Origin of the sequence: Pseudoalteromonas sp. MB41, assembly GCF_020966275.1 — a bacterium.
Taxonomy (GTDB): Bacteria; Pseudomonadota; Gammaproteobacteria; order Enterobacterales; family Alteromonadaceae; genus Pseudoalteromonas; species Pseudoalteromonas lipolytica.
The window spans coordinates 1-15,827 of record NZ_JAJJZF010000037.1 but is presented as its reverse complement, the minus strand read 5'-3'; the positions used below and the strand labels follow the sequence as shown (position 1 = coordinate 15,827).

The following is a 15,827-nucleotide window of genomic DNA, read 5'->3' as shown; positions in this document are numbered from 1 at the left end:
ATGCAATTACTCGATATTCGCAATCTCACGATAGAGTTACGCACCTCTGATACGGTAATTCGTGCGGTTGATAAAGTGAGCCTCACCCTTAAAGAAGGTGAAGTTCATGCGCTGGTTGGTGAGTCAGGCTCTGGCAAAAGCTTAATTGCGAAAGCCATTGTTGGGGTGTTGAATAAGCGCTGGCATATCACTGCCGACAGAATGCACTGGCGCGGTGTTGACTTAATGCGTCTATCCAATGAGCAACGCCGTAAATTAGTTGGTCAAGATATTGCCATGATTTACCAAGATCCAAGCCGCTGCTTGGACCCCACAGCAAAAATATTTGATCAAATTGCCGAAACCTTACCCGTTGAAGCAACCAGTGGCTTTTTCTTAAAACGAAATCGCCAACGTAAAGACCGCGTAAAAGCACTTATTCATAAAGTGGGAATTAAAGATCACAAAAAAGTGCTCGACAGCTATCCTCATGAGCTTTCAGAAGGTATCTGCCAAAAAGTGATGATAGCGATGGCGATTGCTCGTACTCCTAAATTACTTATCGCCGATGAACCAACCACAGCCCTTGAGAGCACGACTCGTGCACAAGTTTTTAGATTATTAAAAAGTTTGAACCTGTTAAAAAACATGTCAATTTTAATGATCTCTCATGAGCTTGAAGAGATCATAGACTGGTCGCATGGGATGCATGTTTTATACTGCGGACAAATGGTTGAAGCAGGCCCTACAAGCCGCATATTTAGTCAGCCACACCACCCTTATACACAAGCATTATTAAAGAGCTTACCTGACTACGAGCAAGGCTTGGCACATAAAGAACCCTTTTATGCGCTCAAAGGAACGATTCCAACCTTGCAACATTTGCCGATAGGTTGCCGACTTGGCCCCCGTTGCCCACAAGCACAAAAAGCGTGTGTGGTAACGCCTAAATTGACGAAACATCATGGTCATAGTTATGCGTGTCACTTCCCATTAATTAAGGCGATGAAATAATGCAACCACTGCTAAAAGTGCAAGCCCTATCGAAAAGTTTTAATTTGCGTGCAGGACTCTTTTCACGCAAGCGTTTTACGGTGCTGAAAGACATTTCATTTTGTTTAGGCCAAGGCGAAACTATCGCCATTATTGGTGAAACAGGCTCAGGTAAAAGCACCCTTGCAAAACTATTAGCAGGTGCAGACAACGCAGATAAAGGGCAAATTTTACTCGATGGTAACATCATTGAAAATGATGGGCTTCGCGATAATGACTGTCGTCATATTCGCCTTATATTCCAAGATTCTGAAGCCTCACTCAACCCTGGCCTCACTATTGGTGACATGCTAAACGACTGCCTACAATATAATACTGATCTAGACAAAGCCGCTCGCGAAGAGAAAATTAAACAAACGTTAGCAAAAGTCGGGCTCTTGTTAGACCATCGTCATTATTACCCGCATATGTTCAGTAGTGGTCAATTGCAACGTATAGCGCTTGCACGCGCTTTAATTCTAGATCCTAAGGTTGTGGTGCTTGATGAGGCTTTATCGTCGCTAGACCCCTCTGTGCGCGCTCAAACGGTAAACTTATTACTACGTTTACAAAAAGAAACGGGCCTTAGCTATGTCCTGATCACTCATCATTTAAGTTTAGTGCGCCATATTAGCGATCAACTTGTGGTGCTTGATCACGGCGAGATTGTCGAATACGGCCAAACTGAAACGATTTTCCAAAACCCGCAATCATCCGTAACACAGAAATTGCTGAGTTGTTGATTTACCTTAACGCTTAATTCGGCGTTAAAACGCCTCCTATACTCGGCACTATTTTATATCGAGGTAGGAATGGCTTTAGCCATGAAGAAGTTGCTATTCGGCGTTAAAACGCCTCCTACACTCGGCACGATTTCAAATCGAGGTAGGAATGGCTTTAGCCATGAAGAAATTGCTATTCGGCGTTAAAACGCCTCCTACACTCGGCACGATTTCAAATCGCGGCCAGAATGGTTTTAGTCACGAAGAAGTTGCTATTCGGCGTTAAAACGCCTCCTACACTTGGCACGATTTCAAATCGAGGTAGGAATGGTGTGAGTCACGAAGAAATTGCTATTCGGCGTTAAAACGCCTCCTACACTCTGCACTATTTCAAATCGGGGTCAGAATGGCTTTAGCCATGAAGAAGTTGCTATTCGGCGTTAAAACGCCTCCTACACTCTGCACTATTTCAAATCGGAGTCAGAATGGCTTTAGCCATGAAGAAGTTGCTATTCGGCGTTAAAACGCCTCCTACACTCTGCACTATTTCAAATCGGGGTCAGAATGGCTTTAGCCATGAAGAAGTTACTATTCGGCGTTAAAACGCCTCCTACACTCGGCACGATTTCAAATCGAGGTAGGAATGGCTTTAGCCATGAAGAAGTTGCTATTCGGCGTTAAAAGCCTCCTACACTCGGCACGATTCCAAATCGAGGTAGGAATGGCTTTAGCCATGAAGAAGTGCTATTCGGCGTTAAAACGCCTCCTACGCTCGGCACTATTTCAAATCGAGGTAGGAATGGCGTGAGCCATGAAGAAGTTGCTATTCGGCGTTAAAACGCCTCCTACACTCGGCACGATTTCAAATCGAGGTAGGAATGGCGTGAGCCATGAAGAAGTTGCTATTCGGCGTTAAAACGCCTCCTACACTCGGCACGATTCCAAATCGAGGTAGGAATGGCGTGAGCCATGAATGCAGCATTCGCTAATGCACTTTGGTATTAAGAAAGCGCGTAATCTTGGCCCATCAAGGCTAAGTAACAGCACAAGCCTCATCTGAGCGACACTTCGACTCTATCACCGTGACTGGGGGGTGTTGAAGTGACAATAAAATGAAGCGCTTCAGAGCCTTAATTACTTAATTGATGAACTTTGCCTGCGCTGACATGTAAACCATTGGTATTTTTAAACGACAAAAAAGGCGCCATAAGGCGCCTCTTCATTTAGCTAACTAATAGCTTACTCTGTAGGTTGAGCAGCTTTAGGTACTTTTACATCAGCTTGCGCTTTAAGTGCAGCAATAAATACCATATAGTTTTTATTTACTTGCGCCATCGTGATGTTTTGTTTTTGTTGCTCATTAATATCACTGCTTTGAGCTTCATTCACCGCTTTAAGCGCAACAATCGCAGAGTCACCATTATTTAAATCAACAACATCTGTCACGGGTGCACCTTGTGGGTGTGCCATTCTAAATGCCTGTTGAACAATAGCGGGGGAAACGGTGTACGCTTGACGTGCTAACGCCGCTTCTTGGCGAACTTCTAAGCCTTCAGCTGCCGCAATATCGCTTAAGCTTTTACCTGCTTCAATATCTGCATACAGAGTGCGTGCTTTATCTTTAGCAAGTTCAGATGCTTTCTGCGCAACTAACGTCGCTTTGATTTGCTCTGAAACATCTGCAAGTGGCTTCGTCGTTGCTGGTTTGTGATCATTCACTCGAACAACAACAGCATGCTCATCACCCACTTCAATCACTTCAGAGTTCATGCGATCTTCTAACACTTCTGGTGAGAAAATTGCTGCAATAACTTGTGGGTTATTAAGTGGTTCTGGTAATGCGTTACGCGTTACTAGCTCTGTTTTTTGAACTTCAACACCTGCCGCTTCTGCTGCATCGTTTAATGTGTCAGAGATTTCAAACGCTAATTCACCCATTTCTGTTTGCTTCTCATAGAAAGCATTCACTTTCTTAGAACGCTCCAGCTCAGCACGTAACTCGCCTTTTACGTCAGCATAAGGTTTTACTTGCTGTGTTTGAATATCTGTCAGTTTGATGATGTGATAACCAAACTCAGATTCTACAACATCAGAAATGTCACCTTTGTTTGCAAGTGCATATGTTGCCTCTTCAAACGCAGGGTCCATCATGTCGCGCTCTATCCAATCAAGATCACCGCCCATCTCAGCACTCACGACATCGTCTGATGACGACACAGCAAGCTGCGCAAAGTCTGCACCATTTTTAAGTTGTGCAAGTAACTCTTCTGCTTTCGCTTTTGCAGCATCATCGTCTTCACTATTATCAATTAAGATATGTGAAACACGGCGTTTTTCTGGCTCAATATATTGCGCGCTATTTTGATCGTAATACGCTTTTACATCTTCTTCTGACACGCTTGAATCTAGGCTCAGATTCGCCGCATTTAAATCAATGTAGCTCACTGATACTTGCTCAGGTGCTAAAAACTGCGGTTGATTTAGGTCATAGTAATCAGCAATTTCTTGTTCGCTTACTTCAACGCCTTCTTGTAACGACTCTTTAGTAACAACAAGGTAATCGATACTGCGCGTTTGTTGTTGAAGTGCAACACTGTTGTTTAATTCGTTTTCTAATACGAAATCAGTTCCTGCAACAGCACCCACAAGTTGGCTACGCGTCATATCTTCACGTAGATACTCTCTAAAAGTATCTGGTTGAAAGTTCATTTGACGAAGCACTTGTAGATAGCGGTCGTTATTAAACTGGCCACCCACTTGAAAGTAAGGCATTTCTAAAATAGCTTTACGGACACTTTCGTCACTAACACGAAGACCTAATTCTGCCGCTAGTTGAGTTTGCAATTCTTGTTGTACTAAACGGTCAATTACGCCTTGGCGGATTTGTGCCATGTAATTTGGATCGGCTGCGATTTGCGCAAAATATTCACCAAATTGTTGCTCTAAACGATTACGCTCATTTTGATAAGCACGGCTGAATTCGGTTTGGCTAATTTTAACTCCATTTACTTCTGCAACGGGTTGCTCTGTGGTTTGTCCTAAATAACCACCGATCCCAGCTAAAGCAAAAGATAAAATCACCGCGCCTAAAATAATTTTGGCTGCAGGTCCCTGCGAACCTTCTCTGATTTTCTCAAGCATTTATCTATCTCTATTCTGATCAGGTACAAATTAACCCTGCTCATGTAAAAAAAGCGTATCTTACCAGATACGCTTTTTCACTTGAAGTAACTGGTGCTAAGTTACCTAATTCAATTTAAGTGTGATTAGGTATCTCTCACCTTACTAATCTTTTGCTGATTAGTTTACTGCGTCTTTCAGCGCTTTACCTGCTTTGAAAGAAGGAATGTTTGCTGCTGCAATCTGGATAGCTTCACCAGTTTGTGGGTTACGACCTGAACGCGCTGCACGCTCACGTACTGAGAAAGTACCAAAGCCAACTAGCGCCACTGAATCGCCATCTTTAAGAGCGCCTGAAACAGCCTCGATGAATGAATCTAGTGCACGACCAGCAGCCGCTTTAGAAATGTCAGCATCAGCTGCGATTTGATCGATTAATTGAGATTTATTCACAATATCATCCTCTTTCATTGTTATTATCAAGAGCGATTGTTTTTTTAATTAACATCACTGTTTTGAAAATTTATGAGCAAGTTAAGTTTATGCTCAGGTTATTATATTTTTCTCAACCCTAGGCCACATAAGGCCTAGGCTTGAAAACTAGTGCTTAACTTATCATACCCTTTGTATTTGAAAAGCCCCTAAAAGCACTTTTTTGCTGTTTTTTACTGGTTTTTTTCAGTTTCGACTGAAAAACTCTCTACTGGGTGCTTCAAAGCTATCTTTAAAACGTCATCAATCCATGTAACTGGGTGAATTTCAAGACCCTCTAAAACGTTATCAGGGATCTCTTTTAAGTCACGTTCGTTAATTTTTGGAATAATAACGGTTTTAATACCGCCACGGTGGGCAGCTAAAAGTTTCTCTTTTAAGCCACCTATTGGAAGTACTTCACCACGTAAAGTGATTTCACCCGTCATGGCAACATCAGAACGTACCGGGTTACCCGTTAAGCTCGATACTAAACCTGTCACCATGGCAATACCCGCACTTGGGCCATCTTTGGGTGTTGCACCTTCAGGCACGTGGACATGTATGTCACGTTTTTCGTAAAAGTCACTATTGATACGCAATTTATCCGCGCGATTACGCACCACAGTCATTGCTGCTTGAATTGACTCTTGCATCACATCGCCCAGCGATCCCGTGTACGTTAGTTTGCCTTTGCCAGGCACTGCGGCTGACTCAATCGTTAATAAGTCACCGCCTACTTCAGTCCACGCTAAACCCGTTACTTGGCCTATACGATCGCCATCTTCTGCTTTACCGTAATCAAAGCGCTGCACACCTAAGAATTCTTCTAGGTTGTCTTCGTCAATGGTGACTTTCTTAATGTCTTTATTAAGCAAAATATTTTTCACTGCTTTACGACACAGCTTAGACACTTCACGTTCAAGATTACGCACACCAGCTTCGCGGGTGTAGTAGCGAATAATGCCAATGATGGCGCTATCTTCAATCTCAACTTCGCTATCTTTAAGACCATTACGCTTAACTTGCTTTGGAATTAAATGCTGCTTGGCAATATTTAGCTTCTCATCTTCGGTGTAGCCCGATAAACGAATTACTTCCATACGGTCTAATAATGGACCCGGAATATTAAAGCTATTTGATGTAGCAACAAACATTACATCAGATAAATCGTAATCGACTTCTAAATAGTGATCAGCAAAATGGCTGTTTTGTTCTGGGTCTAATACCTCAAGCAATGCTGAGGCTGGGTCACCACGCATATCAGAAGACATCTTGTCGATTTCGTCTAATAAGAACAGTGGGTTTTTAACCCCAACTTTGGTCATGTTCTGAATCAACTTACCTGGCATTGAACCAATGTAAGTACGACGATGACCACGTATTTCAGCTTCATCACGTACGCCACCTAAAGCCATACGAACATATTTACGACCCGTAGAGCGCGCAATAGACTGCCCTAGTGATGTTTTACCCACACCCGGTGGACCGACTAGGCACAAAATTGGGCCTTTTAACTTATTAGTACGCTGTTGGACTGCAAGATACTCAATAATACGTTCTTTGACTTTGTCTAAACCGTAATGGTCGGTATCAAGAATTTTTTGCGCACCCGCTAAGTCTTTTTTCACTTTAGAGCGTTTTTTCCATGGCACATTGATAAGCGTATCAATATATGAACGAACCACGGTGGCTTCTGCCGACATAGGCGACATCATTTTCAGCTTCGCAAGTTCAGCACTTGCTTTCTCTTGCGCTTCTTTTGGCATGCCCGATTCTTCGATACGCTTTTTAATTGCTTCGAATTCATCTGGTACATCATCCAGCTCGCCAAGCTCTTTTTGAATCGCTTTCATTTGCTCGTTGAGGTAGTACTCACGCTGCGATTTTTCCATCTGCTTTTTAACGCGAGTACGAATTTTCTTCTCAACTTGCAGTAAGTCTATCTCACCTTCCATCAAGGCCATTAAGTACTCAAGACGTTCTGTTACATTAGAAATCTCAAGTACTTTTTGTTTTTCTGGCACTTTAAGTGGCATATGCGCTGCCATCGTATCTGCTAAACGTGCAGCCTCATCGATTCCCGACACAGAAGTTAGTACTTCAGGTGGGATTTTCTTATTGAGTTTCACATAGCCTTCAAATTGGCTAATAGCGCTACGAATAAAGATATCTTGCTCTTGCTCATCAATGTGGCTTGATTCAATGAACTGCGCCTCAGCAACGAAGAAATCATCGTTATCTAAAAACGTTTCGACGCTCGCACGCTGCGTGCCTTCTACAAGCACTTTAACGGTGCCATCAGGTAGCTTTAATAACTGAAGTACTGTGGCTATGGTACCAACACGGTAGATATCATCTTGTTGCGGATCATCAACAGAGGCGTCTTTTTGCGCCACTAGGAAAATTTGTTTGTCTTTGTCCATCGCCGCTTCTAAGCATTTTATTGATTTTTCACGACCAACAAATAGCGGGATCACCATGTGCGGGTATACCACTACATCGCGCAGTGCCAACACGGGGATTTCAACTCGATCTGTTCTCTCAAGCGTCATTATATTCTCTTCGCACTTCATTTATTTTAAAGATTACTCAAGTATATGGGGATATGTAAGGGAAAGTTCAACATATTTATAAAAAAAGGAGCCATTGGCTCCTTTTTTATGTTTAACTGCTTAAATTTTGAACTATTTCAAGTTTATTCAGATGCCGCTTTGTCTTGATTACCACTTTGGTAAATCAAAATTGGGTCTGACTCACCTTTAATAACCGTTTCGTCAATTACCACTTTGCTTACATCATCCATCGAAGGAAGTTCATACATGGTATCAAGTAATACACCTTCTACGATTGAACGTAAGCCACGTGCACCTGTTTTACGCTCCATTGCTTTGTGCGCAATCGCTGATAAAGCATCTTCACGGAACTCAAGCTCAACGTCTTCCATTGCGAACAATGCAGAGAACTGTTTAGTTAAAGCATTTTTAGGTTCGCTTAGAATTTGAATCAGTGCGGCTTCATCCAGCTCTGTTAACGTTGCAACAACCGGTAGACGACCAATGAACTCAGGAATTAAACCGTACTTCACCAGATCTTCAGGCTCAACATCTTTAAATGTCTCACTTAAGCTGCGGCTGCCAGATGATTGTTTAACTTCAGCACCAAAGCCAATACCCGTATTTTTGTGACTACGCTGCTCAATCACTTTATCTAGGCCTGCGAATGCACCCCCACAGATAAATAAGATTTTCGACGTATCAACTTGTAAAAACTCTTGCTGCGGATGCTTACGACCGCCTTGCGGTGGTACAGAGGCAACCGTGCCTTCAATCAGTTTTAAAAGTGCTTGTTGTACACCTTCGCCTGATACATCGCGGGTGATTGATGGGTTGTCTGATTTACGAGAAATCTTGTCAATTTCATCAATATAAACAATACCACGTTGCGCTTTTTCGACGTCGTAATCACATTTTTGCAATAATTTTTGAATAATATTTTCGACGTCCTCACCCACATAACCGGCTTCGGTTAATGTTGTGGCATCAGCCATAGTGAATGGCACATCAAGTAAACGAGCCATCGTTTCTGCAAGTAATGTTTTACCACTACCTGTAGGACCAATTAACAAGATATTACTTTTACCAAGTTCAATATCAGCGTTGATGGTTTGATTACGAAGACGTTTATAGTGATTGTATACCGCAACCGACAGTACTTTTTTCGCGTGGTCTTGGCCAATCACATAATCATCTAAGTGATTACGAATTTCTTTCGGCACAGGCAGTTTATCAGACGCGCTATGTTTCGGCGCAATGTCTTTGATCTCTTCCCTGATTATATCGTTACACAGCTCAACACATTCATCACAAATGTATACTGAAGGGCCTGCAATTAATTTGCGAACTTCATGCTGGCTTTTGCCACAAAAAGAGCAGTATAACAATTTATTACTTTTGTCGCCGTCTGTAGGAGTGTCAGACATTCAGCTACCTCATTTTTTACGTTGGCAGCAGCACGCAACTGCTGCTAATTCACTATGGTTAACTATATCAAAGAATATAAGTTTTCGCATAGTAAAGGGTGATAGCTAATAATACGATATCATTAGCTATTCAGATTACTTTGTTTCGCGACTAGAAAATACTGAATCAACGAGACCGTATTCAACCGCTTCGCTTGCACTCATAAAGTTGTCACGGTCGGTATCGCGCGATACCACGTCTAACGGCTGACCCGTATGCTCAGCCATCAAGCGATTTAGTTTATCTTTAATTGATAAAATTTCACGGGCATGAATTTCGAAATCAGACGCCTGCCCTTGGAAACCACCAAGTGGTTGGTGAATCATCACACGCGAGTTAGGTAAACAAAAACGTTTGCCTTTAGCGCCACCTGATAGCAAGAAGGCTCCCATGCTCGCCGCTTGACCAACACAAATAGTACTGACATCTGGCTTAATGAAATTCATTGTATCGTAAATCGCCATGCCTGCAGTGACCGAGCCACCTGGCGAGTTGATATAAAGATAAATATCTTTTTCTGGATTTTCTGACTCTAAAAACAGCATTTGCGCAAGAATCAAGTTTGCCATGTTATCTTCAACTTGGCCTGTTAAGAAAATAATGCGCTCTTTTAAAAGACGTGAGTAAATATCATATGAGCGCTCACCCTTTGCTGTTTGCTCAACAACCATAGGGACTAATGCGTTTAGAGGGTCTATCATACCGCTGTTCATTCTTATTTAATTCCTTATCCGCTGCGACTCATCCTTACTATAAGGAAAGCACATTTATACTAATGTTAATTTACGCGTATTTTCAATCTATTTAAGTATATGCGAACACAAAGATGTGTTTTCAATCCTTTATGTTTAATGTTGCGCATTAACATAAGTATTGTTGGTTTTGGTGAAACTGGCCACCACAAACTAAAATGGCCCGAGTACGCTGTATAAATACAGTGTAACACGAGCCATTTAATCGCTAGCGAGAGCTTAAGTCAATGACTTATTAAGCACCTTGCTGTGGATTCATGATGTCGTCGAATGCTTTTTCAACGTCAGTCACGTTTGCTTTAGCTAGGATAGCTTCAACTGCTTGCTCTTCCATCGCTACGTTGCGCATTTGCTGCATTAGTTGATCATTTGCTTTGTAGTATTCTACTACTTCAGTTGGATCTTCGTATGCAGAAGCCACTGTTGCAATTAACGCTTCAACTTTTGCGTCATCAACTTTAAGCTCGTTCGCTTTAATCACTTCACCTAGTAATAGGCCAGTTTTAACGCGAGTTACAGCTTGCTCATGGAATAACTCAGCTGGAAGCTCAGGCATGTTTTGAGCGTTGCCGCCAAAACGTTGTGCCGCTTGTTGACGTAGAGCATCAATTTCTTGATCTACTAGTGCTTTTGGCACGTCGATTTCGTTGTTCGCTAAAAGACCTTTGATAGCTTGGTCTTTCACGTTAGCTTTAACCGCTTGGTCAAGCTCACGTGACATGTTTTTCTTAACTTCTTCTTTCAGTGCATCAACGCCGCCTTCAGCAACACCGAATTTAGTTGCGAACTCTTCGTTAAGCTCAGGAAGCTCTTGAGTTTCAACTTTCTTCACAGTAATAGTGAAAGAAGCCGCTTTACCTTTTAGGTTTTCAGCGTGATATTCTTCAGGGAATGTTACTTCAGCAACAACTTCTTCGCCCGCTTTTTTGCCAACGATGTTGTCTTCGAAACCTGGGATCATACGACCTTGACCAAGTTCTAGAGGGAAGTCTTCAGCTTTACCGCCTTCAAACTCTTCACCATCGATAGAACCAACGAAGTCGATAGTTACACGATCTTTTTCACCTGCAGCAGCGTCAACTTCAGTCCACGATGCGTGTTGCTTACGTAACGTTTCTAGCATGTTAGCTAGGTCTTCGTCAGTAACAGAAACAGCTGGTTTTTCAACGTTAATTTTATCTAGACCTTGAATTTCAACTTCAGGGTACACTTCAAACGTTGCATCGAATTCTAAATCTTTACCTGCTTCTAACGCTTTTGGTGCGAAAGTTGGTGCACCCGCTGGGTTGATTTTTTCAGAAACGATTGCTTCGATGTAGTTGCGTTGCATTAATTCGCCCGCAACTTCTTGACGTACTGCAGCACCGTAACGTTTGTTGATGATAGACGCTGGAACTTTACCAGGACGGAAACCATCGATACGCTGGGTTTTAGACAGTTGTTGTAAGCGTTTTTTTACTTCAGTCTCAACGTTCTCTGCAGGAACGGTGATGGTCAGACGGCGCTCAAGGCCTTGAGTCGTCTCAACAGAAACTTGCATGATTTACCTCAATCTTCAATTTTGGCGACTGTTCGCCTTCCTTACAAACAAGGTGATCTCCATGAGTGATAGCAAGTTTTAACGCTGAAAAATTCAACTTAAAACGGCGCATTGTAACCATGAGATACCATTGCTGCTCTGCCCCTATGGGCACTATGTTAAACAATAGACGCGGCATTATAACCTAATATTTTTGATAGTCGAGTCTAGGGGGCAATTATTTGGTCTATATAGCGGCAATCTGCGTTTAAACGAACAAAAAACGAACGTAAAAATCATCAGCAAAGTAAGGTGATTAATTAAATCAGAATGTTTAAAAAGGGAATGACTAAGCGGTATTAATTTAGCGCATGAAACGCTCAGATTACCAAGATGAATATACTAGTAGAAAGTGGTCGGCGATGCAGGATTTGAACCTGCGACCCCTTGGACCCAAACCAAGTGCGCTACCAAACTGCGCTAATCGCCGATATAAAGAGAAGTTTTAAAAATACAACCACAGTGAAAGTGGTCGGCGATGCAGGATTTGAACCTGCGACCCCTTGGACCCAAACCAAGTGCGCTACCAAACTGCGCTAATCGCCGATACTGTGTGTAAATTGGGGTGACTGATGGGGCTCGAACCCACGACAACCGGAATCACAATCCGGGGCTCTACCAACTGAGCTACAATCACCACGGCATTTACATATTTTCAAATGGCGCACCCGGAAGGATTCGAACCTTTATATCCACCTAAACCAACCATTAAAACATGGGTGGGTGGGTTAAAACATAAATTTCGTATAACAATCCTACAAGGAAAAATCCCTTTGTTTATAACGCCTTCGAGACTCTCCGTGAGTTCTCTAAACAACGAGGCGCATTATATATAGCTCATTTCCAAAGTCAAACTTTTTTATGCTCTTAATGCATAAAAAAACAAACAAGCTTAGTGCATATATACGCACATATAAATGAGGTAAAACGATACTAGTGAATTGCTAATTATAGCTAGTAGAGAATAAGGCATGCGCTCTACCCTCTCAAACATTAATGCTTCAGTTCGGTGGTATATCAATCCCTAATGAGAAGATTACTACACTATTTTACCCCATACGCATTGCGTATTAATTTTCTATGGTTACTTTATTTCTATACATATCTGCCCGTATAAAGATAGCGGATATTTGCAACTCTAAATTTTTTAAATTTTTCTAAGTTACTTTCTCAATCGAAAATTTTAAAAGCTGTATAAAAATTTCAAATAAAATATATAGTTATCGAACAATGCTAATCATTTGTTCACAGACAGTGCTCATTGTGTATTATTTACTTTATACAAATCAATAAGTTAATATCAATTTATTGTTTGCGAAATAATAAGATATAAGCATGAAAGAAGACCAATTACCGGTAGAATCCTTTGAAGAGCTAAATAGGGAATTACCACCTTTTCCAAAGCCGGACTACTCACTACAAATGCCCTCGAATGCGAAGGGCTATGTCGTCATTGGCAACTGCCTTGATTCAAAAGAACAGCTTTTAATAAGTGAAATAATAAATAAACTCCCTCCTTTAAAGAAAGTATTCATTATTTATGAGCAGCCTTTGCAAGCTACTCCTGAGTTCGTCGCGGAAAATTTTAGTAGGCCAATTGAAAGAATCATTACGCTGGACGAACTCGATCATGTAAGAGGCGGTATTATTAATTTAAATTGGACTATACACTCTCGCCTCAAAATACTTTTGATGCTTATCAATGCTATGTCTGATGAGTGCGTTGTTTTTTTCGCCACAGGGAGTCATGCAGAACAAGTAGAAGAACGAGTAAGTTTAGTAGCTCACCTTTGCGAAAAAATTGTCATTTCGTTAAACAAGCAAAACCCAAATTCACTTCGTGCAGGTTGGTTTCTCTCTCATGCTCAAGGTATGCAACGAGCGAATTTCGCATTGTGGCAAAAAGTAAACTTGGAAGAAGGTTATCAATATAATTTAACTGTATTGTCCTCTGAACAAATGAAGCAATTAAATGTTGTCTAAACCATGTAATGATCAGCTCATACATTTTGTTAGCAGGTAACGCAAATGAACATGTTATTTCTATGCACCTCCAACATTAATCGAAGCCGTACTGCGCAAGAACTATTCAACGCTCTAGATAACAGCAATATTTACAAGTCAGCAGGCTTGAGCAAAAAATATGTTGATAGAGCTGGTACAACGCTTTGCACTGAAGAGTTGCTAGGCTGGGCTTCGAAGATATACATCTTCGAAGATTTTCATTTAGAAAGAATTATTCATTATACTGGCAAAGCACATCTTCATAAAATTACAAATCTAAAAATTGAAGACAAATATCAGTATTTTCAAAGAGAATTAGTATTGTTATTGCTAGAAAAGTTACAAATAAACTGAACAAAGTTAACTGAAAAAGTCTTAACTCGATCTGTCAGACTCGAATAATAAAACTCAATCAAATCTGGCTGTCGCATATGTGCCCAGACTGTGTGAAAACTAATTTTTAATAAATTGTCTTGGGTATGTTCTTAGTTTGAAACCATTTAAGATGGTTGCGATCGATTTTTTCTCAGTATCGCAATTTTCTCCGCGCGAGCGAAACTGCTATGGCAACGCTACTCTAATTGCTTTACTTAGGCCGTTAACTCCCATAATTGTTATCATTCTTCTGAAGTTGTAAGCTAGGACATGAAGACTTATTTCTGTCCCCACGCTTTTTAAACCTCGTGTTAGTAAGTGGGTAGCTCCCATCCAGAGTTTAATTGTGCCAAAGGGGTGCTCAACAGTTTGCTTGCGATGAAGCATCAATTCAGGTTCATTCTTTAGCTTTTGAAGCATTTCTTCTGTCAGAATCTCATGCACCCACCGCCTTATTCGCCTAGGGTCTTTTTTAGAGTTAGTGCACTGACTTCTTATTTTACAATCTCGACAAGCAATGTGATTGAAGTAAACATCAAGGTATTTACCTTGCTCAAATACCTGCATTCGATTTTGAAGTTCATTACCAGCGGGGCATAAGTAAATATCTTTATTTGCATCGTATTTGAAGAGTGAGCGGTTAAATATCCCTTTCTTTTCAGAGGACGATGTATCCGTCTTGGGCATGATTGGCTCTGCACCCAAATCGATAGTATCTTTTATATCGGGCTGACTGAAGTAACCTTTATCTGCTAATACCCTTATATCTTCCTTGCGCAATGCTTTTTGTGCGAGTTTTGTCATTGACGCAAGCTGGCCTCTATCTGGCACGTTGGTCACCTCATGCGCCACTATAAGGTGGTGCTTGGTATCAACCGCACTTTGCACGTTATAACTCACAACTCTTGTAAAACCTTGAGTTTTCATTAAACGTGAATCAGGATCAGTAGTGGATATTTGCTTGTCAGGATGAGCTTCAACTTGTTCTTTAATCTCGTGTAGTTTTTTTAACTGGCTGCGAAAGTCAGCTAGCCTATCTTTTGTGGCTTTAATTTTTGTGACGTTAGCTTGCTCTTTATCGGCTTCATCAAGTAATTCAAGGTAACGTTCAATATTCTTTTCGACTCGGTCGATGTGGAATTTAACTTTGCTTGGCGTAAAATTATTGCCTTTGTTGTTGCTAGCTTTAAACTTACTACCATCGATGGCAACAACTGGTTTCTCAAACATATTCAGACGACGGCAGACTTCAACAAACGTTTTGCACACATTTTTTATACCATCTCCGTTGTCTTTTCTAAAATCAGCAATCGTTTTAAAGTCGGGTGCCAACTTACCAAGTAGCCACATCAGTTCAATATTGCGTTGGCATTCGGTTTCTAATCGGCGGGATGATTGAATACGGTTGAGGTAACCATAAAGATACAGTTTTAATAATGTGGCTGGATGATACTTAGGGCGGCCTGTGGACTTTAAAGTTAATCCTTTAAACCCCAATTCAGCTAGATTTAGTTCCTCAATGAAAACATCAATCACTCTGACCGTATTATCTTCACTGACGTAATCTTCCAACGATTCTGGAAATAACGTTGATTGGTCACGACTTTCACCGCTTATAAACTTTGACATACTGCCTCAACCCTCAACTGAATCAATAGTCTAATTATATAAATATCAGTATATTAAGTGAACTAAATGTATAGATTAATAGATCATAAGCAGAACATACTTAGACCAAAAGGTGATCAGAGTTTTCACACAGTCTGTGCCA

At 41.2% G+C, this 15,827-nt stretch carries 11 protein-coding genes and 3 tRNA genes; 4 read left to right on the top strand and 10 right to left on the bottom strand.

What is annotated here, in order from left to right; all coding sequences use genetic code 11:
- Both LPA49_RS20845 and LPA49_RS20840 read left to right on the top strand, forming a co-directional pair.
- Nucleotides 1–993 carry an oligopeptide/dipeptide ABC transporter ATP-binding protein gene (locus tag LPA49_RS20845; RefSeq protein WP_036969815.1) on the top strand — a complete coding sequence of 331 codons (993 nt, stop codon included), beginning with the start codon at nt 1–3 and terminating at the stop codon, nt 991–993.
- Nucleotides 993–1,754, top strand: coding sequence for an ATP-binding cassette domain-containing protein (locus LPA49_RS20840; RefSeq protein WP_036969818.1), 762 nt, complete (start codon nt 993–995; stop codon nt 1,752–1,754). Before LPA49_RS20845 ends, LPA49_RS20840 begins: the two co-directional genes overlap by 1 nt.
- Before the next feature lie 1,218 nt (nt 1,755–2,972).
- On the opposite strand, the gene ppiD is transcribed toward LPA49_RS20840, so the two are convergent.
- The 9 genes from ppiD to LPA49_RS20795 all read right to left on the bottom strand — a co-directional run bounded on the left by ppiD (nt 2,973) and on the right by LPA49_RS20795 (nt 12,314).
- Nucleotides 2,973–4,874 (bottom strand): peptidylprolyl isomerase, encoded by a 1,902-nt coding sequence (gene ppiD / locus LPA49_RS20835; RefSeq protein WP_230237719.1) that lies wholly within the window; start codon nt 4,872–4,874, stop codon nt 2,973–2,975.
- 159 nt (nt 4,875–5,033) lie between these two features.
- Nucleotides 5,034–5,330, bottom strand: a complete 297-nt coding sequence (locus LPA49_RS20830; protein WP_256213542.1) for an HU family DNA-binding protein — start codon at nt 5,328–5,330, stop codon at nt 5,034–5,036.
- A 188-nt stretch (nt 5,331–5,518) separates the two neighbouring features.
- Nucleotides 5,519–7,879 (bottom strand): endopeptidase La, encoded by a 2,361-nt coding sequence (gene lon, locus LPA49_RS20825; protein WP_036969826.1) that lies wholly within the window; start codon nt 7,877–7,879, stop codon nt 5,519–5,521.
- A gap of 143 nt (nt 7,880–8,022) precedes the next feature.
- Nucleotides 8,023–9,306, bottom strand: a complete 1,284-nt coding sequence (gene clpX, locus LPA49_RS20820; RefSeq protein WP_036969827.1) for an ATP-dependent protease ATP-binding subunit ClpX — start codon at nt 9,304–9,306, stop codon at nt 8,023–8,025.
- A gap of 135 nt (nt 9,307–9,441) precedes the next feature.
- The gene (gene clpP, locus LPA49_RS20815; protein WP_036969828.1) at nt 9,442–10,059 is read right to left on the bottom strand and encodes an ATP-dependent Clp endopeptidase proteolytic subunit ClpP; all 618 of its coding nucleotides are present in this window, start codon (nt 10,057–10,059) and stop codon (nt 9,442–9,444) included.
- Between the two features lie 274 nt (nt 10,060–10,333).
- Complete coding sequence (tig, locus tag LPA49_RS20810) at nt 10,334–11,638, bottom strand: trigger factor (RefSeq protein ID WP_036969831.1); 1,305 nt, start codon at nt 11,636–11,638, stop codon at nt 10,334–10,336.
- A 392-nt stretch (nt 11,639–12,030) separates the two neighbouring features.
- Nucleotides 12,031–12,107, bottom strand: a tRNA-Pro gene (locus tag LPA49_RS20805).
- A gap of 39 nt (nt 12,108–12,146) precedes the next feature.
- Nucleotides 12,147–12,223: transfer RNA gene (locus LPA49_RS20800), tRNA-Pro, on the bottom strand.
- Between the two features lie 15 nt (nt 12,224–12,238).
- Nucleotides 12,239–12,314 (bottom strand) — tRNA-His (locus tag LPA49_RS20795).
- A gap of 698 nt (nt 12,315–13,012) precedes the next feature.
- Here LPA49_RS20795 and LPA49_RS20790 point away from each other — a divergent pair.
- Together LPA49_RS20790 and LPA49_RS20785 are read left to right on the top strand one after the other, a co-directional pair.
- Nucleotides 13,013–13,660, top strand: coding sequence for a hypothetical protein (locus LPA49_RS20790; RefSeq protein WP_230237718.1), 648 nt, complete (start codon nt 13,013–13,015; stop codon nt 13,658–13,660).
- A 45-nt stretch (nt 13,661–13,705) separates the two neighbouring features.
- Entirely contained in the window at nt 13,706–14,035 is a 330-nt protein-coding gene (locus LPA49_RS20785; protein WP_230237717.1) for a hypothetical protein, read from the top strand.
- A 207-nt stretch (nt 14,036–14,242) separates the two neighbouring features.
- Here LPA49_RS20785 and LPA49_RS20780 read toward each other — a convergent pair whose 3' ends face one another.
- Nucleotides 14,243–15,685 (bottom strand): IS1182 family transposase, encoded by a 1,443-nt coding sequence (locus tag LPA49_RS20780; protein WP_069439015.1) that lies wholly within the window; start codon nt 15,683–15,685, stop codon nt 14,243–14,245.
- Nucleotides 15,686–15,827 lie beyond the last annotated feature (142 nt).